Here is a 20472-nt window from a genome sequence, read left to right on the forward strand (position 1 = left end):
GATTCGCACGGGCCCACGACAGATGTCGGCAAGAGATCGGGGGGCGGCTGACCGGGGAGCCGACGATGCCAAGGGACAGGACGACAAGGACCGCAGGTACGCCGCCGCACGGGGCCGGGCTCACGTCGCGTGCGGACGTCGCGCACCACCGCACGGACACCGCCCGCCACCGAGTGGGGGCACCCGCCCTCCGGCCGCGTCCCCGCCGGACCGCGGCCAGGACGGACCGAGCGCACCCGCGGCGGCTCCCGGACGGCCGTGCCCCCGATCCATCCCACGACCGACCGCTGGAAGGGAACGCGATCATGCTTGACGGTTTTGTGCACTGGCCCGAAGAACTCGCGGCGGAGCTGCGCCGGACGGGGGTCTGGCGCGGCCGGCCGATCGGTGACTTGCTGCACGAGTCGTGCCGACGCAACGCCGGGCGGGTGGCCGTGGTGTGCGGCGAGCGCCGGATGACCTACGCGGAGCTGTCCCGGCGGGCGGACGGACTGGCGGGCGGCCTGATCCAGCTGGGCATCAAGCCCTTGGACCGGGTGGTGGTGCACCTCCCCAACGTCCCGGAGTTCGTCGTCCTGGTCTTCGCGCTGCTGCGGGCCGGTGCCGTCCCGGTGCTGGCGCTGCCCGGTCACCGCAGAACGGAGATCTCGCATCTGTGCGCCCACTCCGGCGCTGTCGCCTATGTGGTGAAGGACGAGTTCGGCGGGTTCGACTACCGCACGATCGCCCGGGAGATCCCGTCGGTCCCGCACGTGATTGTCAGCGGTGACGCCCAGGAGTTCACCCAGCTGGAGTCGCTGGACTCCCGTGACGTCGCGCTGCCGCGGGTGGACGCGTCCGACCCCGCCCTGTTCCTGCTCTCCGGTGGCACCACCGGACTGCCGAAGTTGATCCCCCGCACCCACGACGACTACGAGTACGTCATGCGGGCCTGCGCGGAGGCGATGCAGGTGGGCGAGGAGGTGGTGTACCTGGCCGTCAACCCGGTCGCGCACCAGGCGGCCCTCGCCTGTCCGGGCGTGTTCGGCAGTCTCCTGCTGGGCGGGAAGGCGGTCCTCACGTCGAGCGTGCGGCCCGATGACGTCTTCTCACTGATCCGCCGCGAGGGGGTTACCGTGACCACTGTCGTGCCCTCGGTGCTGCGGCTGTGGGCCGATTCCGAACGGCCGCCCGGTGAACTGTCCCACCTGCTGATTCAGGTGGGCAGCGCGCCGCTCGACCCGGCCTTGGCGCGCCGTGCGGCCCAGGTGTTGGGCTGCCGGATCCAGCGGTGGTACGGCATCAGCGAGGGGCTGCTGACCCACACCCGGCTCGACGACCCTGAGGAGGTGGCCGTCAACACGGACGGCCGCCCGATGTCACCGGGTGACGAGGTCTGGATCGTCGACGAGTCGGGGAACCCCGTGCCCGAGGGCGAGGCGGGCGAGATGCAGGTACGGGGGCCGTACACCATCCGCGGGTACTACCGGGCCCCCGAGGAGAACGCCCGCTCGTTCACGCCGGACGGCTTCTTCCGCACCGGTGACCTCGTGCGGCGCGACCCGGACGGCAATATCGTGATCGTCGGCAGGATCAAGGACGTCATCAACCGAGCCGGCGAGAAGGTCTCCGCGGAGGAGCTGGAGCGGCATCTGCGCACCCACCCCGCCGTGCAGGACGCGGCCGTGATCGGCGTGGCGGACAGCGTGCTCGGCGAACGGACCTACGCGTTCGTCGTCCTCGACGAGGCGGACGTCCGTCCGTCGGCCATGAAGGAGTTCCTCAGGGGCCGCGGCCTGGCCGCCTACAAGATCCCCGACCGACTGATACCGATGCCGCAGCTTCCGCGCACACCGATGGGCAAGGTCGACAAGAAGGCGCTGCGCGCGGGGATCGCCGCCTCAAAACGCTGACGGTGCCCAAGCCGGGGGACGGATTCTGCGTCCGTTCCGCGCCCACCTCGGCCGGTTGGCCACCTCATCCGGCCGGGATCCCACCGGGCACCGGGACCTGCCCGACCCGGCCGCTGACCATGCCGCACACCGGTCCGTGACCGGCGGATGAGCAGCTCACTCGGCGCCGCCGGGCCACCTCCAAGTGCGGCAATTGACGCCTGCATCAAGAGGTGACCGGCGGCCCGGGCACGCACCGCTTCACCAGCCCTGACATACACAACCTGACGCTCCATCGAGGCGAGCGTCAGAACAGCCCGGCCCCCCCGTTATGTTCTTCGCGGTCCTGCAAGAGGGCCGCTGGCCTCTGGGCCCGGCATGACTGTGTCCCCCTGTCGAAGGAATGACCTGGGGGGTGGTGTCACCGGGTCCGGGGGTGTTCGTCGGAGACGCTGATCAGAGGTCCGGCCACCGTCCGGTCCGGTGCAATGCCGGGCAGTTCGCGGGCGGCAGGTCTGCATAACGTGGATGCGCGAGCACGACACCCGAGCCGAGGCCGGCACCGTCAACCCCCCTGGAAGGGGCACGATGTTCGAGATCGAAGACGTGGGCGTGTTCCTCGGCCTGGACGTCGGCAAGAGCAACCATCACGGCCACGGGCTCACCCCGGCGGGCAAAAAGGTCTTCGACAAGCCGCTGCCCAACAGCGAGCCGAAACTGCGGGCCGTCTTCGACAAGCTGACCGCGAAGTTCGGCACCGTGTTGGTGATCGTGGACCAGCCCGCCTCCATCGGCGCCCTGCCGTTGACCGTCGCCCGCGACGCGGGCTGCCGCGTCGCCTACCTGCCCGGCCTGGCCATGCGCCGCATCGCCGACCTCTACCCCGGAGAGGCCAAGACCGACGCCAAGGACGCGGCCGTCATCGCGGACGCCGCACGGACGATGCCGCACACCCTGCGCTCCCTGGAACTGACCGACGAGATCACCGCCGAGCTGACCGTCCTGGTCGGCTTCGACCAGGACCTCGCCGCCGAGGCCACCCGCACCAGCAACCGGATACGCGGCCTGCTCACCCAGTTCCACCCCAGCCTGGAACGCGTCCTCGGACCACGTCTGGACCACCAGGCAATCACCTGGCTCCTGGAGCGCTATGGCTCCCCGGCCGCCCTGCGCAAGGCCGGCCGCCGCCGGCTCGTGGAACTGATCCGCCCGAAGGCCCCACGCATGGCCGCCCGACTGATCGATGACGTCTTCGACGCGCTCGACGAGCAGACCGTCGTCGTCCCGGGCACCGGCACCCTGGACATCGTCGTCCCCTCCCTGGCCGCTTCCCTGACCGCCGTGCACACCCAGCGCAGGGCGATGGAAGCCCAGATCAACACGCTGCTGGAGGCCCACCCTCTTTCCCCGGTCCTGACCTCGATGCCCGGCGTCGGCGTCAGGACCGCCGCCGTCCTGCTGGTCACCGTCGGCGACGGCACCAGCTACCCCACCGCTGCCCACCTGGCCTCCTACGCTGGCCTCGCCCCCACCACGAAGCAGTCGGGAACCTCCATCCACGGCGAACACGCACCCCGAGGCGGCAACCGGCAACTCAAACGGGCGATGTTCCTGTCCGCCTTCGCCTGCATGAACGCCGATCCCGCCTCCCGTGCCTACTACGACAAGCAACGAGCCCGCGGCAAGACCCATACCCAGGCCCTCCTCCGCCTCGCCCGCCAACGCGTCAGCGTCCTGTTCGCCATGCTCCGCGACGGCACCTTCTACCAATCCAGGACACCGAACGACGTCGAGCTCGCCGCATAACCGCAGCAACCCTGAACCACCCCAAACCTGACAGGGACGCCTTGACGAAGGACATAGAGGCACCCCCCCCCGAAGGCCCGGGGCACCACCCGTCCGCTTCCCGTCACCGACCCAAACCGCAGGTCAGCCGACATCCGTCCGGCATGCGGCCTGCCCCACGGCGTGTGCCCATGGAAACATGTCAACGCTTCCCGCCCGGAACCTGGGAAATCAGAGATAGCAGGTCAAAGGCCCTTCTTGGCAGGCTCCAGAATTGCCACGCACTCCACGTGCGAGGTCATCGGAAGGATGTCGACCTGGACGGCTGCGCACGAAACACCAGGTCAGGCATAGTTTCTCGGCTCGCCCAAGGAGACGTACGGGGCTTGGAGCGTCAAATGAGCGTCACGACCGTGTACTGGCGAAGCGGGGGGACCCGCCGACCTCCTACATCGCCGTTGTAGCGGCCGTGGTTGTTGACAGCCCGATTCACCCGTACGAAGCACCTCTGCACACGAGACGTCTATAGCGGCCCTAAGACCGTGTCCTATGTGGTGAGTCGAGCGAGGCGTTTGTAGCAGCAGAGGGCGGCGGCGAGGCCGAGGAAGGCCAGGTAGTTGCGGGGATGGCGTTCGTAGCGGTGGTTCAGTCTGCGGTAGCCGGTCAGCCAGGACATGGTCCGCTCGATGACCCATCTGCGGCGTCCCAAGCGTTCGCTGGACTCGACTCCCTTGCGGGCGATGCGTACGCCGATGTGCTTGCCCCATAACCATTTCCGCAGGTGGGGGACGTCGTAGGCTTTGTCCGCATGCAGGCGCTGAGGCTTGAAGTACCGGCTGCGGTGGGGGTCGTGTCTCGTTTGGTGACCCTCGACCATCGGCTTCAGCGCGAGGCTGTCGTGGGTGTTGGCCGCGGAGAGGCCGACGAGGAGGGGCAGTCCGTTCGCGTCCGACAGGACGTGCATCTTGGAGCCCGGCTTGCCCCGGTCCACGGGGCTCGGACCTGTGAGTTCGCCCCCTTTTTAGCCCTCAGGTGGGCGGAGTCGAGCACGGCCCGGGACAGGTCGAGCAGGCCGGCGTCGTTCAGCCGGTGCAGGATCTCCTCGTGCAGTCGGCCCCACACGCCGGCTCTTGACCAGATCAGGAACCTTCGGTGGGCCGTCGACTTCGATATCCCGAAGCACGGCGGCAAGGCCCGCCAGGCGCACCCGCTGACCAGGACGTAGATGATCGCGGCGAACAGCGTCTCATCGGGCGTGTCCTGAGTCCCGCCGCCCTGCGGCCGCACCTTTGACGGTGGGATCAGCGGCTCCGCGATCTCCCACAGCCCGTCCGGAACAATCCAACTCCACGTACCCCGCCCCATGACGAGTCCAACGAGCCGACCCCACATAGGACACGGTCTAAGAGTTCATCTCATTTGGTTGGCTCGGTATTCTGTGCGTCATGGTGGGGATCGTTGAGCGGTTGGTGCCGGACGAGTTGTGGGAGTTGTTCCAGCGGGTGGTGCCGGAGGTGCCGTCGAGGCCGCAGGGCGGTGGTCGGCGTCGGCACGGTGACCGGGAAGTGCTGGCCGCGATCGTCTTCGTGGCCACGTCGGGTTGCACCTGGCAGCAGCTGCCTTCGGCGTCGTTCGGCCCGTCCGGAGCAACGGCCCACCGGCGGTTCTCGGAGTGGTCGAAGGCCAGGGTGTGGGCCAAGCTCCACCGCCTGGTCCTCGACGAACTCGGCGCCCGCGGCGAGCTGGACTGGTCGCGGTGCGCGATCGACTCGGTGAACATGCGGGCCCTGAAAAGGGGGACCTGACAGGTCCGAATCCTGTCGACCGGGGCAAGTACGGTTCGAAGATCCACCTGATCACGGAACGGTCGGGTCTGCCCATATCCGTCGGCATCTCCGGGGCCAACCTGCACGACAGCCAGGCCCTGATCCCGCTCGTGAAGGGCATCCCGCCGATCCGCTCCCGCCGCGGCCGGCGACGGCGCAAGCCCGGCAAACTCCACGCCGACAAGGGCTACGACTACTCCCACCTGCGGCGATGGTTACGCGAACGCGGCATCACCCACCGCATCGCCCGCAAGGGAGTCGAATCCTCGCAACGGCTGGGCCGCCACCGCTGGACCGTGGAGCGCACCATGGCCTGGCTCGCCGGCTGCCGCCGCCTTCACCGACGCTACGAACGCAAGGCCGATCACTTCCTCGCCTTCACCAGCATCGCCTGTACCCTCATCTGCTACCGCAGACTCACCAAATGAGATGACTTCTAAGTTGGCCCTCCCGTCCACGGACCGTCGAGGAGCCGCCGCGGTGAAGTACACGTTGACGGAGCCCCAAGTCGACTTGCTCCGTGAGATCGCAGCAGCCTCCAGTGCGATGCCCATCCCACCTGCCCGGACTCAAACATCCTGGGCCTTGGAACAACGGGACCTGGTCAAGCGGACCTGGCGCGGGAGCGGACACGTCGCCGTAGTCACTGCGGACGGCCGTTACTACCTCAAACACGGCAAGCATCCGCGAGAGGTACAGGCCGAGAAGGAGAGGCTGAAGGGCGATGCTGCCCAGGCAGCGCTGGCTCCGACCACTGGAACCGAGCTGATCTTCCGCCTGCAGTCGGCCTCCGGGAAGATCACGGTTCCCGATCCTGCCGCGCAGACCCGGGGTCGATGGCGGGCGGCGTACTACGACGCACTCCACCATGGGCACGTACCCACAGGGCACAAGCTGCGGTGGAACGGCCGAGAGCGCGGAGACTGTGTCTTCACGCTGATTGACGAGGAAGCCGAGAAGGCCGCTCAGCCTCTTCCCGTGCCGGCCGTCGACGTGCCGGAAATCCTTGATCGACCTCATCGTCTCGTTCGTGTGACGCGCAAGGCTCTCGGCCGATCACAGAGGGTGACCGACACCAGGGGCAAGCCGGCAGTCATCCCGCTGTACCTGTCGCGTCCCCTCGCCGACCGAGCCCTTCGGATCATGCACGCACTGTTCACTGAAGCAGAAAGACGCGGCTACACGGTCGAGGCCCAGAGCGATCTGCAACGCGGTGAAGCTGTACACACGGTCGCGATCATGATCCAGTGCCGGGCCTTTCCCCTCGCTCTCACGGAGCGGACGACCAAGGTCCCGCACGAGCCGACCCCGCAGGAGCGCCGTCAACAGGAGCGCAATCCCTGGACGCGCCTGCCCAAGTACGACGAAGAGTTCAACGGTCGCCTCGCTCTCGGCGCGCCCTCCGGGAGCTGGTACCAGCACTCGTACTGCTACAGCGACAGCGCCCGGTGGACATTGGAGTCACGGCTGGGGCACCTACTGCAGAATCTCGAACGCCTTGCGGCGGAAGCCGACCGCCGGGAGCGGGAGAAGGAGCTGCGTGAGGCCGAACAGCGGCGCCGCTGGTACGCGGCCGTCGCGCGGGCTCGCGAGCAGCAGATCGAGCAGCACAGGGCGATGATTCTTACCGGGCAGATTCGGGACTGGCGGCAGGCCGAAGAGATCCGCGCCTTCTGCCAGGCAGCCCGCGCCCGAGCAGGCGAGGCGCCGGTCGCGACGGAGGAGGCGGACTGGCTGGAATGGGCTGAGGCGTACGCGGTGCAACTCGACCCCTTGAGGGAACCCTTGCGCACTCCTGTGGATCCTCCTGCCGGGCGGGAGGCGCTGCGTGAGCTGGCGAAGATCGATGCCTACGCCTACGCGTGGCCCTTCGACGCAGACGGCCGCTGGACGCTTCCCGGAGACTGTCCAACCGACCCGCGAACGTAACCCGGCCCGGCTCAACCGGTAAACGCCTTTGCCCTGTCCGTGGAGGACAGGGCAAAGGAACGTTCATGCGACGATGGTGAGCGGGGTTTCCATGCGTTCCCAGGCTCCCAGCACAGCCTTATGGGCGTCCGGCTGGAGGTGGGCGTAGCGCTGGGTGGTCTGGAAGCTCTCGTGGCCGAGAAGGTGCTGAACCTCGTAGAGCGAGACTCCCCTCTGGACGAGCCACGAGGCGCAAGTGTGGCGCATGGAGTGCGGCGGGTAGTGCGGGACGAGCTGCAACTCGCCGTCGTCGCCGAAATGGTAGGCAGCCTCGACAGCAGGCCACCAGGTCTGCCGACGCCAGTTGCTGTCGGCGAGGAGGCGCCCGGAGCGGCCCTTGGTGATGGTCGTGAAGACCACTGCGTCGCGGTCGAGCCGGTGGATGTGGCGTTCGAGGGCTGCGAGGACATGGGGCGGGAGCGGGACCTCCCGGCGGCTCTTGGAGCTCTTGGGGTACTCCTTGATGCCGCTCTTGGTGTTGACCTCCACGACGAACAGGCGGGAGCGGCGTGTGTCGATGCGGTGGCGGTGTAGGCCGGAGAGCTCTCCCCAGCGCAGTCCGGTGTAGAAGCCGAGCAGGCACATCGTCCGCCAGGCGGGGGCGAGTCCGTCGAGGATGCTCTGCGCCTGGTCGGGCGTGAACCACTGCGGCGGTTTGATCGCGATGGGCGGCAGATCGATGCTGCGGCACGGGCTCACCGCGATCACATCGTCGTCGACAGCAGCGCGCATGATGGACGACGTCAGGTTGTAGGCCCGCTTGATCGCGGCAGGGCCTGCGCCCTTCTCGACCAGGGAGCGTATCCAGCTCTGGACGTCCATGCGGGTGATGGCCCGCATCTCCCAGTCAGCCCAGTACGGCATGACGTGGTTCTTGATGCTGGACGCGTCGCCCCGCAGCGTGTGGGGTTCGACGATGCGGGCGTTCCACCACCGGTCGTGCCACTCCCGGAACGCGATCTCGCCGGCCCGCGGGTCGCGCATGCCTCCGCGGGCGAACTGGGTCTCCAGCGCGATGCCCCAGGCCCGCGCCTGGGCCTTGAGGGGGAAGGACTCGCTGAACCGGTCTCCGGCCCGGTTGCGTACGGTCGCCTGCCATTTGCCGGACTTCAGTTTGCGCAGGTACGCGGTACTACTCCTTTGTTCGGAAGCGGTGAGGTCTGGGCTGGGGCGGGAATTCACCGACGGAGGCGCGGGGAGCCAACCAATCTCCTGGCGATGAACTCCTCAAGCCCGGCAGCAGGGACACGGACGCGAGATCGTTCCGTCCCGGTGCGCAGGTCGACGACCGGGAGGTCGCCGGCGGCGATGAAGCGGTAGACGGTGCGCCGGTCGACGTCCAGGGCGGCGGCGACAGCGGGAATGGACAGCAAACGGGCAGGCATGCGCGAGTCCTCGGAAACAGAGGGGGGAAAGGCTAAGCAGGTGAATTGATTCAGCCGGGCTGCCGGCAGTCCACGGCGCAGGTCAACCGGCCCTGTAGGGCAGTGGGAACCAGATCGCTGGGGGTCGAGCCATGTGACACGGCCGCGTGCGGCGTGGACCGCCGACGTTCGAAATGTGCTCGGCGCGTGCTCTTCGCGCTCGGATCGTGAGTCGGAGCGCGAGAGGGGAAACTACCGCTCGGGAATGCCCGGAAGGCGCAGGCTCTCTTCCAGGTGCTCCCAGTCGATCTCGATGTCTTCCAGCCGGAAGCGGTGCGGGTACCGCAGCGCAATCCAGCTCTCACTCACGCCAGCCCACTCGGCGACACCCCACGCAGGAACGCCCGCCTCGAGCCAGCGGTCCAGACAGGAGTCACGCAGGCTGGAGACCTGCTCCCCCAAGCCCGCCTGCACCTCGTCCGGGCTCAACACCGCTTGGCGAGCGCGCCTCCACGCCCTCTTGTATTCGGAGGACGCCAACGCCCCACCCCGCTCGGCCGGGAACAGCAGGTCTTCAGCTTCCAAACCCGCCTCGTCGATCCAGCGCCTCAGCACACCCACGACGTCCGGGGAGACAGGAACCCTCCGGCTCTCGCCGGCACGGACCAACACCTCCCCGAACTCCCCGTCCGGGAGCGTCACGTCCTGCACCCGTACCGAGACTGCTTCACCCGGCGAAAGGGCGGTGCCCGCCATAGCGGCGAGGAAAGGGAAAACGGCTCCCGAAGATTCCTCCTGGAGCCACTCCAGAAGGGCGCGAACATGGTCCGCAGAGAGCAAGGACGATTCACCTATTGCCAGCTTCGACAAGCTACATGACTCCTCACACGAGACATCGGGATGCGTCGGCATCCCCTGGTCACTCAATGGTCTGCAGAAGCGCCGGTTTGGCCAACCGGCGATCGTCGGCTATGTTGCGCCCGCGACGCACCTCTCGCGGTCCCGACTGATCCGCAGAGAGCAGGTTCTGCTTTCTCAAAACCGCTCTAGGTTTGCTTCCTTCGCCGAGTTAATCCAGTCCGTATGGGACTCAATGTGTCTGCTGTCGGCGAATCTGTCCGAACCCACCCATACCTGCCCCTCGGTGACCAAGGGAACGCGAGGATAGAGCAGGCGCCTTCTAAGAAGTCATCTCATTTGGTGAGTCTGCGGTAGCAGATGAGGGTACAGGCGATGCTGGTGAAGGCGAGGAAGTGATCGGCCTTGCGTTCGTAGCGTCGGTGAAGGCGGCGGCAGCCGGCGAGCCAGGCCATGGTGCGCTCCACGGTCCAGCGGTGGCGGCCCAGCCGTTGCGAGGATTCGACTCCCTTGCGGGCGATGCGGTGGGTGATGCCGCGTTCGCGTAACCATCGCCGCAGGTGGGAGTAGTCGTAGCCCTTGTCGGCGTGGAGTTTGCCGGGCTTGCGCCGTCGCCGGCCGCGGCGGGAGCGGATCGGCGGGATGCCCTTCACGAGCGGGATCAGGGCCTGGCTGTCGTGCAGGTTGGCCCCGGAGATGCCGACGGATATGGGCAGACCCGACCGTTCCGTGATCAGGTGGATCTTCGAACCGTACTTGCCCCGGTCGACAGGATTCGGACCTGTCAGGTCCCCCTTTTCAGGGCCCGCATGTTCACCGAGTCGATCGCGCACCGCGACCAGTCCAGCTCGCCGCGGGCGCCGAGTTCGTCGAGGACCAGGCGGTGGAGCTTGGCCCACACCCTGGCCTTCGACCACTCCGAGAACCGCCGGTGGGCCGTTGCTCCGGACGGGCCGAACGACGCCGAAGGCAGCTGCTGCCAGGTGCAACCCGACGTGGCCACGAAGACGATCGCGGCCAGCACTTCCCGGTCACCGTGCCGACGCCGACCACCGCCCTGCGGCCTCGACGGCACCTCCGGCACCACCCGCTGGAACAACTCCCACAACTCGTCCGGCACCAACCGCTCAACGATCCCCACCATGACGCACAGAATACCGAGCCAACCAAATGAGATGAACTCTAAGACCGTGTCCTATGTGGGGTCGGCTCGTTGGACTCGTCATGGGGCGGGGTACGTGGAGTTGGATTGTTCCGGACGGGCTGTGGGAGATCGCGGAGCCGCTGATCCCACCGTCAAAGGTGCGGCCGCAGGGCGGCGGGACTCAGGACACGCCCGATGAGACGCTGTTCGCCGCGATCATCTACGTCCTGGTCAGCGGGTGCGCCTGGCGGGCCTTGCCGCCGTGCTTCGGGATATCGAAGTCGACGGCCCACCGAAGGTTCCTGATCTGGTCAAGAGCCGGCGTGTGGGGCCGACTGCACGAGGAGATCCTGCACCGGCTGAACGACGCCGGCCTGCTCGACCTGTCCCGGGCCGTGCTCGACTCCGCCCACCTGAGGGCTAAAAAGGGGGCGAACTCACAGGTCCGAGCCCCGTGGACCGGGGCAAGCCGGGCTCCAAGATGCACGTCCTGTCGGACGCGAACGGACTGCCCCTCCTCGTCGGCCTCTCCGCGGCCAACACCCACGACAGCCTCGCGCTGAAGCCGATGGTCGAGGGTCACCAAACGAGACACGACCCCCACCGCAGCCGGTACTTCAAGCCTCAGCGCCTGCATGCGGACAAAGCCTACGACGTCCCCCACCTGCGGAAATGGTTATGGGGCAAGCACATCGGCGTACGCATCGCCCGCAAGGGAGTCGAGTCCAGCGAACGCTTGGGACGCCGCAGATGGGTCATCGAGCGGACCATGTCCTGGCTGACCGGCTACCGCAGACTGAACCACCGCTACGAACGCCATCCCCGCAACTACCTGGCCTTCCTCGGCCTCGCCGCCGCCCTCTGCTGCTACAAACGCCTCGCTCGACTCACCACATAGGACACGGTCTAAGCGCTTGGCCGCAGGTCTGGGTCCAGCCGGGGCACCCAGTCTCCGCCCTCCACCGCCTCGCCTGCGCCGGCGGCCGACTCCGAAGACCCGGCCGCCGCAGAGAAGACGACACTCAAACGCGGGTTTCCTATCGCCGCCTACGTCGCCGGAAGACTAGCCACGACACGTACCATCGGCCGCATGATCCGTTGCGATCGCAGCAGGCGTGATCGTGGTCGATCTGCCAGAAGGATCGGCCCTCCAGATCGAGGCCCGTGCCCATGCCCGAGAAAGGGACGCCAGAACCGCCTCCCGGGCCTTGAAGGCTTCCGAGGACCTCCTGAGCCAGGCGGAAGCTTCCAGCGGCTCAGAGCCCGCCTGGATCGACTTCTATCACCACGCCCGCCTCTCCGCGGACGCCGCCGAGGTCTTCCGCCACCTGAAGAACCCCAAGGCGGCCCTGGCCTGGAACCAGCAGGCCGCCGCCATGCCGTCCGGCGTGTTCACCCGCTCGGTCGGGATGCGGCTGGCGATCGTGGGCACCGCCCACCTCCAGGCTCGCAACCTTGACCACGGCCTGGAACTCGGCAACCGGTCCGTGGACATCCTCGCGCGCGTCCAGTCCTCCCGGGCCAAGGACTACGTCCGCGAGTTCAACACCGCCCTCGCCCCATGGCGGCGCGAGCCGGCCGTCCGCGAGTTCATCCACCGCACCCGCACCGAACTCGGCGTCGCCGCCTGAGCCAGTGAGCCTTTTCCATCCTCACTCCGAGCTGGTCAGATGCAGGGTGAGGATGGCTTGGACGAGGCTGGTGATCCGGGTGGTCGAGCACCGTAGCCTGCGGAGGAGTCGCCAGGACTTGAGGGTGGCGACGGCCTGTTCGACGAGGGCCCGGATCTTTGCGTGGGACCGGTTGACCGCCTGCTGGCCTGTGGAGAGGGTTTCCCACCGTCCCCAGCATGGGATGCGGACCGTGCCGCCGGTGCCTCGGTATGCCTTGTCGGCCCAGCATGGGACGTCTGCCTCGGCGAGGGCGTCGATGATCCCGTGTTCGCGGGCTGCGCGGATGTCGTGGACGGCGCCGGGCAGGGCGGGTGAGGCCCACAGCAGCCGGCCGAAGGGGTCGGCGAGGATCTGCACGTTCATCCCGTGCTTCTTGTGCTTGCCGGAGTAGAACGGCCGGTCCGCGGCGATGCGGTCGATGGGCAGGAGGGTGCCGTCCAGGATCAGGTACGCCTTCGCCGATGCGGTCCGCACCGCGTCGGTCAGGCCGGGGGCGAGAGCGGCCAGGAGCTCGACCGCCTCGGTGACGTAGCGGTAGGCCGTCGTGGTGCCGATGCCGAACCCGGCCGCAAGCTGGGCGTAGGTGTGGCCCATCCGCAGATGGGCGAGGGTGAGCAGGGCCTGGCGGCCGGCGGTCAGGCACCGCCACCGGGAGCCGATCGCGCGGCGGTGGCGCCGCAGCTGCTGCGTGAGGAAGCGGAGGGCGGAACTGGACACGTCGACACCCGACGGGTAAACAAGCATGCGAAGCCTCTGGTGGAGACGGTTCTCTTGGTCGAAAACCCATCTACCAGGGGCTTCACCACCTTGTCAGCCCAACTGTGGTACTCCAGCAGCAGGTTGGAAAAGGCTCAGTGCCTCCACGGCACGACGGCATCAGCCTCAACCCGACTGGATTGGAAACACCCGAGCTATGCCTCAACTGCACCGCTTCGACAATGGCAGCAAGATCGGAAACGTCTCCCACGAACAGCTCAAGTTCCTCAACGACCACCTCATGGATGACACAGCCACGGAATTCTGCGTCAACAGCAACACCCTCAAGTGCCTCGCCGAGTTCGGGGCTGACCCGATGCTCATCGGCATGCTGGAGGATGCCCTCGGCCACGACTCCTGGATGGAGTTCACTTGGACGACCGACGGCCCGCCCACCCCGTGGATTCAGGTAGTGCCTGCCAAGCCCGGCCGCAGAACCCGCCGAGCTTGACGCGGGGCCGCGAATTCATCCACCGCACCCATACCGGACTTGGCATCGTCGCCTGACGCACCCACTTGGACGACCCGCACCGGTGTCACACGGGCCCGATAGAGTGTCGACGTGGACTCATTGGGCGGTGCGATTTCGACGAGAGCCGGCCTGGCGTCGTCGTTCTCGGTGGCCGAAGCTCAGCGATTGATGGCCGCAGTGCCAGCGCCCGTAGCCAACGACGTCTGGCGGGCACGATGCACTGCCATGCACGGGCACTTCACCCGCCTCGACCACATCGGCAAGCAGCCGGTAGTTCATAGGGCTCCCGAGGAGCAGGTGTGTCTGCTCCGGTCGATGGCAAGGTGCGTGCAGGACCCTAACTTCGCGGAGATGTGCCTGGAGCTCGCGATTCAAGTGGAGGCGGCCGAGGACAGGTTGGCCGGACTTGGTAGGGCCGATGAAGCTGTTGCCATCCGATCCTTGATGATCGGCCAGGCGATGGAGTGGGTGGTCCACGTCTGGCGTCTGGCCGACCAGATAGACGATCTGCGAGCCCGACAGAAGGCGTGGAGCAAGGGCCACCACCGTGTGGCCCGTGTGCTGAAGTCCGCCCGCATACCGCTGTGGGTCGTGGGTGTGCTGGAAGACATCTCCCACGATGAACTCCGGACGATGACTCCCGGTGACTTGGTCCGCCGCGCGGGCCTTGGGAACGTCTGGATTGCGGAGGCGGCGCAGGTACTCGACCGCCTGCGAGCCCTCGCCTTGCTCGGTGTCGACCTCGCGGACTGGAACGAGCTACTGGACCAGCTCGCCACGTGTCTCGACGCTGATAAGAATCTTCCGGCATCACGGGTCGGGAATGTGGATGTGCCGCCTCGACCGTGCGGTCCACCAGGCGGGCTTGTGCTGACGGAACCCCGCGTGCCGCGAGCACCGGGCTGTGCGGTCCCTCGTCGGATCACCACGCATGGCCGCCGTCTGCTGCACCAGGACGGAAGGTGCGGAGGGCACCTGACCGCGTAGCGGCGGATCGGTCCTGCTCGACCCATGGGGACCGAAGATGAATCTCAGCGACGCTCTGGGTGCGATGTCTGCCATCGCTGGCGTTGGCTCGTTCGTGCTTCAGATCCGCGGCGACCGTCGCAAAAGGCGCGAGGCTGACGCCGATCGACCGGACATTCACCAGGGCTCTGGGGCCTCGACCGACACGCCTCCGGACGAGGCGGTTGAGTCGTCGGACAACGATGAGTGAGTAAACGACCGGGGCGCCTGCCTTGCGGCAGGCGCCCCGATTCCGCGTGTCCACGGCGGATGCGTTGAGCTCGCCCTGCCCCCGTGGGCCCGCGCGAGTGGGCCGAAGGGTTCTCAGGTCGGCAGCATCTCCAGACCGAACTGGTGCAGCAGCCCTTCGGCAAGGTCGGTGGCACCCGCTGTGAGCGCTTGATCGCCGGCGAACGGCGCCAGGTCGCTGTAAGCCGGCTGCACACTGCGTGGCTGCCGTGCCAATTCGGCCACCTCGGGGCGCCCGTGATCGAGGACTACGGGGGCGAAGCGGAGTCCGCTGCCAGGCTGGGTCTGCAGAACGGCCCGCAGCTCGACGGGACTGTCCGCGCGCAGCGCCAGGCGGTGCTCGTCTGCCAGAGCGATGGTCTCGAAGACCGCGCTGATCAGCGTCGCCAAGGACACCGGCAGCGGAACTTCTGGGTGACTAGGCGGCAGGGCGTGGTGGGAGACGTCGACGGCGGTGACGACTGTGCCGTCGTGATGCAGCTCCACCAATATGCCGCGCTGGCGGGTGACACGGGCCGGGACCAGCATGTTGGTATCCACCCAGCGGCGCAGACCCTTACGCGGACTGTTGGCCAGGAGATGAGAGAAGAGCTGCGGGCCCAGCAGCCGCGGCATCGGGATAGCGCTGGCGAGCAGGCGCTCCGCCCGCTTCGCGCTTCGCGACATGACTCCCTGCACCTCAGACCGTGACAGGGCAGGGACCATCCGCGGGATGGGCCGTGAGGGATGTGCCACAACGATCAGCCACGCGGCCTGGACCTCCGACTCCCCGAGGACGAGGTCAGTGGTGTTCCGGAGGTGCTGTTCCACGGCTGCTTCGGCGGTCTGCTGGCGGGTGAAGCGGCCGCGGTAAGCGAGCGCGATCTGGTGTTCGGCCATGTAGTCGGTGTCGTCGCGGTGACGGTAGGGCGCATTGAAGGTGGTCTTGTCCTTGTCCTTCTGCTGCCATCCGTAGAGGAAGTGCGGTGCCATCTCGCTGGCCGGGACGTCAACGACCAGGGTGTCCTTGCCGCTGCCGTCGGTCGCCGGGAGCTTGAGATAGCTCACGCCGCTCACGGTGGGTTGCAGATGGACGCGCAGCCACTGGCCGAGCTGCTTGTCGTTAACCTGATTCAGGTCAACGCCGACCATGTCCACTGTGTCACTCACACCGTAGACGAGGAGACCGCCGCGGGTGTTCGCCATGGCGGCGACGTCCTTGGCGAACTCGTTCCATTGGCCTGGAACTGGTGAGACGGGCGGGAGGGCCTCCTTCCAGTCCAGGTCGTCACTCTCGCCGAGCTTGCGCTGTACGGCCTCGGCGACCATTTCGTACGTCACCGGCCCCGGCGGCTGGCCGAGGTACTCGTGTAGCCGGGTCCATGAACGTGCCATCCAGACAGCCTAGTTGCCCAGGCGGCAGGCAGCTCCGGGTTCCGACAGGAGCGCACGGCCGATGGCACGGGCGTTTCTCGCGCGCGACACCCGGTGGACCCACGACCTCACCGCGACCCGCGCCCACGGCATCATCCAAGCGTGCCTGACCCGGCAGATCCTCGTCCTTGCCGACCGGGTCTACCAGGGTGCCGGCGCCACCGTCCGCACCCCCTACTACCATCATCACGAACAGCCCGAGCACTAGTGTCGGCGTACGAGCTGAAGTGGCCCTGGCAAGATTTTCGTAATGCTGGGATGTGCGACTGTGCGCCGGTGACGCTCCGTCATGGGTAGCGGCAGTGTCGACCAGTGTGATGACCTCATATGGATCATGTCTCCGCACCTCGATGCGGTGCGGGTGGAACGGGTATGGGTGGCGGGAGGCGTAGTCCGCATCGAGGCCCGCACTCGCGAGTTGTCGGTGGCGTGTCCGGACTGCGGTCGCGGCTCCGCGCGGGTGCACAGCCGCTACCGCCGCGCGCTGGCCGATGTTGCTGTGGGTGGCCGGCCGGTGGTCATCGAGCTGTCGGTGCGACGGTTGTTCTGTGACGGCCCGAGCTGCGGTCGGCGGACGTTCGCCGAGCAGGTCGAAGGGCTGACGGCGCGCTACCAGCGCCGCAGCCCGCTGCTGCAGCACCTGGTGGAGATGGCCGGAGTGCTCCTCGCCGGCCGTGGCGGCGCCCGGCTCCTGCGAATCCTGCAGGTACCGCTGTCGCGGACCAGCGTGCTGTTCCACTTGATGCGCCTGCCCCTTCCGCCGGCAGCGACCCCGCGGGTGTTGGGCGTGGACGACTTCGCGCTGTACGCGGACGTCTACGGAACCCTGCTGGTGGATGCCGACACCCGGCTGCCGATCGAGCTGTGGGCCGGCCGCGACGCCGAGCAATTGGCCACCTGGCTGCGGACGCACCCCGGTGTTGACGTCGCCTGCCGGGACGGCTCGCTGGTCTACCGACAGGGCATCGCCGACGGCGCCCCCAACGCGGTGCAGGTCAGCGACCGCTTCCACCTGTGGCAGGGCCTGTCGAAGCGGGTCGGCGATGTTGCCGCGGCCCACCGAGGATGCTTGTCCGCTGCGGTCCCGGAGCCCGAAGCTACATCACCGCCAACGAGCCCGGCGGCACCGTCCGACGAAGCCGACACCCCCGCCCGCCGCCACGCGAAGCGGCTGTTCGAGGCGGTGCACGCGGTGACCGACACTGGCCGCTCACTCAACTCGGCAGCCCGTGAGCTGGGCCTGAACCGCCGCACCGTGGGCAAGTACGCCCGGGCCGCCACCTGGCAGGAATGCGTACGCCGGATCCCGCCTCGTCGGCCCACGAGTCTTGATCCATACCTGGACTATCTGAGGCAGCGCTGGGAGGAGGGCGAGCACACCGCGACGGTGCTGCACCAGGAGATCTCCGCCAAGGGCTACGGCGGCCACTACCAACGGGTCAAGATGGCCATCGCACCATTACGCCGCGGCCTGCCGATCGACACCCCACGCGAGCGACCACCCTCACCCCGCCAGGTCACCCGCTGGATCACCACCGCACCATCCCGACGCGACCTCCACACCACCGAGGCCCTCCGACGGCGCCTCACCCACTGCCCGGAACTGGCACGAACCCACGACCTGGTCCGTCAGTTCGCCGCCATGCTCGACGCCCATAACGCCCGCCCGCTGGCGCACTGGCTCGAGCAACTGTCCGACGCCGGCCTCCCGGCCCTGGCCGGCCTGGCCAACGCCATCCGCGAGGACCAGCCCGCGGTCGTGCAGGGCATCACCACACCGTTCAACTCCGGTGTCAACGAAGGCCGCATCACCGACCTGAAACTCCAGAAACGGATCATGGCCGGCCGCGCAGGTGTCCCTCTGCTCCGCCACCGTGTCATCCTTATGGCCCTGCTCCGACGCCGCTACGGGTGACGGAGCGTCACCGGCGCACGGTCGCACACCCCAGCATCACGAAAATCTTGCCAGGGCCACGTTCACGTGTACGCCGACAACTAGCAGCAGTTCAACCGGGACCAAGCTCGGCTGCGGGCTCCCGGCGAGCGTGCCATCACACAGCTGAAGTCCTGGCGACTGTTACGGCGAGCCCGATGCTCAACCCGGCGTATCGGCACCGCCATCCAAGCCATCCACACCCTTTTGACCTGCGACTATTCAGGATGAAAGAGATTCAGTGAGCCAACAGGCGTTCTGACCGGTCTTGTGTCACGGCCGTCGCCGTGACACAAGGTGATCGATTTACGATGCCCTACACAGGACCATAACCCTAAGCTGATCAGATGGCGGACAACCTGCTCATCCATGGCGGCAACGAGAACGCCCTTCGTACCCTGAAGGACACCGGTCAGTATCGAGGCAGGGTCAAGTCGGCATATCTGCTACCGCCGTGGGACACGCAATGGGGGTTCGAGCACTACGACGCTCCTGGCCGCGCGTCCTGGCTCGGCATGATGCAGGTACATCTGCGTCAGGTGCGCGACCTGCTCGCCCCTGACGGTTCAGTGTGGCTGCACGTCGACGACCGGCAGTTCGCTGACTGCCGTGTGCTCATGAACAAGGTCTACGGCCGGTCGAACTTCCTATCTACAGTCGTCGTTCAGAAGCCTGCACGGAACGGCTCCCGTCACTTCACGGTCAGCCACGACTACCTACTTGTCTTCGCGAAAGACGCCTCGACCTGGCGGCCGAACCCTCTCCCTCGTGCAGCCGAGTCAGAGCCGACCTTCCGCAACCCTGACAACGATCCCCGCGGGCCGTGGCGAGCAGCCGACCTGTCCTCCCCCGTTCTTCGTGAGGACCTGCGCTACGAAGTGGTAGGTCCGTTCGGCACGGCCATACAGCCACCTGCCCGCCGTTCTTGGCGATTCACCCAGCAGCGTTTCGATGAACTCGATCGCGACGGACGTATCGCATGGTCGCCCGACGGCCGTCCGAAGCTGAAGCTCTATCTATCGGAGGCCCCTGACAAACTGCCCTCCACGGTGTGGAGTCCGGACGACGTGGGGACAAGTTTCCAAGCGGGTCAGCACCTGCGCGGACTGCTCAAGGACATGTACCAGCCGGCTCCACCGCCGGAGCAACTGCTGCGACACATTCTCACGATCGCTACCAACCCCGGTGACCTTGTGTTCGACTACTTCGGCGACTCGGGCACGGCTGCTGCGGTCGCGCACAAAATTGGCCGCCACTGGCTCGCTGTCGACAGCGAGTCTCGCGTCGTCCGAGACCGTCTGGACAAAGTGATCAACGGTAACGACTCGGGCGGCATCACACATGAAGTGAACTGGATAGGCGGCGGTCACTATGACGTGATTGCCGCGGCGAGACCAGACGAAGCATCCGGGCCCTCTGATTCGGGCGCCGACGAACATGTGCGAATTCAGGTCGTCACTTATCGGAAAGACGGGAGCGTCGTTCCCGCATTGGACTCGACCGAGAGGGACCACCGATCGGCCGAGCTAAAGGTCATCAGGCAACGCCGCGAACTGCTGCAGGAGCTTCGGGAGGTCGTCAGCGACAGGAGTGCACCGGAAGCCACAGTTCAACGGATAATCGGACGCAATCACTGGATCTTCGGAGGTGAGTACACAGAAGCCTCGGAACGACGTGACCTGTTGCCCCTCGACCAGCATGACATTCTTCTCGTGCGCGCTGACCGCAGCGTTCACGTCGTCGAACTCAAGAAGCCCGGCGCTGCACTTGTCAGGTGGCACCGCAACAGCCTGATCGTGTCAAACGAGGTGCACGAGGCGGTGAGTCAATGCAGGAACTACGTTCAGAAAATGGATGACGTGGGAGCGACACTGGAAACAATCCACCGCAACACACTTGACCTTGAGTACGATTACCTGCGCACACGGGGAACTGTTGTGGTTGGGAATCCTGATCACGTGGAGCTACCTGGAGTCACTCAGCAGATGGTCGCCCGTACCATCCGTTCCTTCAACATGGACCAGAGTCGCGTGCAAGTACTCACCTACTTGGATCTGATCGAACGCGCGGAAGAAGCACTCCGCTTTATCGAGGACGACCTCGAAGCTCCTGGTATCGAGAGCGCGCCCTGATGGGGTAAACGCTGGTCTCTCTG

18 protein-coding genes and 2 pseudogenes are annotated in these 20472 nt (G+C 66.9%); 13 read left to right on the forward strand and 7 right to left on the reverse strand.

Translation table 11 applies throughout. From position 1 onward, the window contains the following. The first annotated feature begins 305 nt into the window (after positions 1–305). Together Sdia_RS23400 and Sdia_RS23405 are read left to right on the forward strand one after the other, a co-directional pair. Entirely contained in the window at positions 306–1892 is a 1587-nt protein-coding gene (locus Sdia_RS23400; protein ID WP_128461841.1) for a (2,3-dihydroxybenzoyl)adenylate synthase, read from the forward strand. Between the two features lie 567 nt (positions 1893–2459). Beyond that, the gene (locus Sdia_RS23405) at positions 2460–3677 is read left to right on the forward strand and encodes an IS110 family RNA-guided transposase (RefSeq protein WP_115069674.1); all 1218 of its coding nucleotides are present in this window, start codon (positions 2460–2462) and stop codon (positions 3675–3677) included. A gap of 526 nt (positions 3678–4203) precedes the next feature. Here the strand turns inward: Sdia_RS23405 and Sdia_RS23410 are convergent. Continuing rightward, positions 4204–5021, reverse strand: a protein-coding gene (locus Sdia_RS23410) for an IS5 family transposase (protein WP_167848542.1) whose coding sequence is annotated in 2 segments (ribosomal slippage) — positions 4204–4679 and positions 4679–5021 — 819 coding nt in all. Because the reading frame shifts where the segments join, the coding sequence is not laid out codon by codon here. A gap of 80 nt (positions 5022–5101) precedes the next feature. Between Sdia_RS23410 and Sdia_RS23415 the strand changes: the two genes are divergently transcribed. Beyond that, positions 5102–5910 (forward strand): IS5 family transposase gene (locus Sdia_RS23415; protein ID WP_371874290.1). Its coding sequence is split into 2 segments (ribosomal slippage): positions 5102–5450 and positions 5450–5910, totalling 810 coding nucleotides; the frame shifts between segments, so codons are not numbered across the junction. Between the two features lie 157 nt (positions 5911–6067). After that, the gene (locus tag Sdia_RS23420; RefSeq protein WP_229831702.1) at positions 6068–7411 is read left to right on the forward strand and encodes a hypothetical protein; all 1344 of its coding nucleotides are present in this window, start codon (positions 6068–6070) and stop codon (positions 7409–7411) included. Between the two features lie 63 nt (positions 7412–7474). On the opposite strand, the gene Sdia_RS23425 is transcribed toward Sdia_RS23420, so the two are convergent. From Sdia_RS23425 to Sdia_RS23440, 4 genes are all read right to left on the reverse strand, one after another. Then, the gene (locus Sdia_RS23425; RefSeq protein ID WP_229831701.1) at positions 7475–8632 is read right to left on the reverse strand and encodes a tyrosine-type recombinase/integrase; all 1158 of its coding nucleotides are present in this window, start codon (positions 8630–8632) and stop codon (positions 7475–7477) included. Further along, positions 8629–8835: a helix-turn-helix domain-containing protein gene (locus Sdia_RS23430; protein ID WP_030998504.1), complete on the reverse strand. Its 207-nt coding sequence runs from the start codon at positions 8833–8835 to the stop codon at positions 8629–8631. Before Sdia_RS23430 ends, Sdia_RS23425 begins: the two co-directional genes overlap by 4 nt. Before the next feature lie 231 nt (positions 8836–9066). Continuing rightward, positions 9067–9726 carry a tyrosine-type recombinase/integrase gene (locus Sdia_RS23435; protein WP_229831700.1) on the reverse strand — a complete coding sequence of 220 codons (660 nt, stop codon included), beginning with the start codon at positions 9724–9726 and terminating at the stop codon, positions 9067–9069. A 281-nt stretch (positions 9727–10007) separates the two neighbouring features. Further along, positions 10008–10816 (reverse strand): IS5 family transposase gene (locus Sdia_RS23440; protein WP_371874290.1). Its coding sequence is split into 2 segments (ribosomal slippage): positions 10008–10468 and positions 10468–10816, totalling 810 coding nucleotides; the frame shifts between segments, so codons are not numbered across the junction. Between the two features lie 80 nt (positions 10817–10896). Here Sdia_RS23440 and Sdia_RS23445 point away from each other — a divergent pair. Further along, positions 10897–11714, forward strand: a protein-coding gene (locus Sdia_RS23445; RefSeq protein ID WP_167848542.1) for an IS5 family transposase whose coding sequence is annotated in 2 segments (ribosomal slippage) — positions 10897–11239 and positions 11239–11714 — 819 coding nt in all. Because the reading frame shifts where the segments join, the coding sequence is not laid out codon by codon here. Positions 11715–12024: 310 nt separating this feature from the next. Next, entirely contained in the window at positions 12025–12447 is a 423-nt protein-coding gene (locus Sdia_RS23450; protein ID WP_229831710.1) for an NsdA family TPR-like regulatory protein, read from the forward strand. Between the two features lie 21 nt (positions 12448–12468). Here Sdia_RS23450 and Sdia_RS23455 read toward each other — a convergent pair whose 3' ends face one another. After that, complete coding sequence (locus Sdia_RS23455) at positions 12469–13233, reverse strand: IS5 family transposase (protein WP_191835373.1); 765 nt, start codon at positions 13231–13233, stop codon at positions 12469–12471. Between the two features lie 169 nt (positions 13234–13402). On the opposite strand from Sdia_RS23455, the gene Sdia_RS23460 reads away from it, so the two are divergent. From Sdia_RS23460 to Sdia_RS23470, 3 genes are all read left to right on the forward strand, one after another. Continuing rightward, the gene (locus Sdia_RS23460; protein WP_189501262.1) at positions 13403–13696 is read left to right on the forward strand and encodes a hypothetical protein; all 294 of its coding nucleotides are present in this window, start codon (positions 13403–13405) and stop codon (positions 13694–13696) included. A 246-nt stretch (positions 13697–13942) separates the two neighbouring features. Then, the gene (locus tag Sdia_RS23465; RefSeq protein ID WP_189501264.1) at positions 13943–14704 is read left to right on the forward strand and encodes a hypothetical protein; all 762 of its coding nucleotides are present in this window, start codon (positions 13943–13945) and stop codon (positions 14702–14704) included. A 37-nt stretch (positions 14705–14741) separates the two neighbouring features. Further along, entirely contained in the window at positions 14742–14933 is a 192-nt protein-coding gene (locus tag Sdia_RS23470) for a hypothetical protein (RefSeq protein WP_189501266.1), read from the forward strand. Positions 14934–15046: 113 nt separating this feature from the next. Here the strand turns inward: Sdia_RS23470 and Sdia_RS23475 are convergent, their stop codons facing one another. After that, the gene (locus Sdia_RS23475) at positions 15047–16345 is read right to left on the reverse strand and encodes an AlbA family DNA-binding domain-containing protein (protein WP_189501268.1); all 1299 of its coding nucleotides are present in this window, start codon (positions 16343–16345) and stop codon (positions 15047–15049) included. A gap of 74 nt (positions 16346–16419) precedes the next feature. Between Sdia_RS23475 and Sdia_RS23480 the strand changes: the two are divergent. The 4 genes and pseudogenes from Sdia_RS23480 to Sdia_RS23495 all read left to right on the forward strand — a co-directional run. After that, positions 16420–16589, forward strand: a pseudogene (locus Sdia_RS23480) (IS5/IS1182 family transposase); the annotation flags it as partial. Positions 16590–16760: 171 nt separating this feature from the next. Beyond that, entirely contained in the window at positions 16761–18299 is a 1539-nt protein-coding gene (locus tag Sdia_RS23485) for an ISL3 family transposase (RefSeq protein WP_229831698.1), read from the forward strand. A gap of 84 nt (positions 18300–18383) precedes the next feature. Then, a pseudogene (locus Sdia_RS23490) lies at positions 18384–18548 on the forward strand (IS5/IS1182 family transposase); the annotation flags it as partial. A 116-nt stretch (positions 18549–18664) separates the two neighbouring features. Beyond that, positions 18665–20449 carry a Shedu anti-phage system protein SduA domain-containing protein gene (locus tag Sdia_RS23495; protein WP_189501270.1) on the forward strand — a complete coding sequence of 595 codons (1785 nt, stop codon included), beginning with the start codon at positions 18665–18667 and terminating at the stop codon, positions 20447–20449. Positions 20450–20472 lie beyond the last annotated feature (23 nt).

The organism is Streptomyces diastaticus subsp. diastaticus (assembly GCF_011170125.1).
GTDB lineage: Bacteria > Actinomycetota > Actinomycetes > Streptomycetales > Streptomycetaceae > Streptomyces > Streptomyces diastaticus.

Coding starts and splice junctions, on each gene's coding strand:
- Sdia_RS23400 (WP_128461841.1), top strand. CDS start 306: ATGCTTGACGGTTTTGTGCACTGGCCCGAAGAACTCGCGGCGGAGCTG.
- Sdia_RS23405 (WP_115069674.1), top strand. CDS start 2,460: ATGTTCGAGATCGAAGACGTGGGCGTGTTCCTCGGCCTGGACGTCGGC.
- Sdia_RS23430 (WP_030998504.1), bottom strand. CDS start 8,835: ATGCCTGCCCGTTTGCTGTCCATTCCCGCTGTCGCCGCCGCCCTGGAC.
- Sdia_RS23435 (WP_229831700.1), bottom strand. CDS start 9,726: ATGCCGACGCATCCCGATGTCTCGTGTGAGGAGTCATGTAGCTTGTCG.
- Sdia_RS23455 (WP_191835373.1), bottom strand. CDS start 13,233: ATGCTTGTTTACCCGTCGGGTGTCGACGTGTCCAGTTCCGCCCTCCGC.
- Sdia_RS23460 (WP_189501262.1), top strand. CDS start 13,403: ATGCCTCAACTGCACCGCTTCGACAATGGCAGCAAGATCGGAAACGTC.
- Sdia_RS23465 (WP_189501264.1), top strand. CDS start 13,943: ATGCACGGGCACTTCACCCGCCTCGACCACATCGGCAAGCAGCCGGTA.
- Sdia_RS23470 (WP_189501266.1), top strand. CDS start 14,742: ATGAATCTCAGCGACGCTCTGGGTGCGATGTCTGCCATCGCTGGCGTT.
- Sdia_RS23475 (WP_189501268.1), bottom strand. CDS start 16,345: ATGGCACGTTCATGGACCCGGCTACACGAGTACCTCGGCCAGCCGCCG.
- Sdia_RS23495 (WP_189501270.1), top strand. CDS start 18,665: ATGGCGGACAACCTGCTCATCCATGGCGGCAACGAGAACGCCCTTCGT.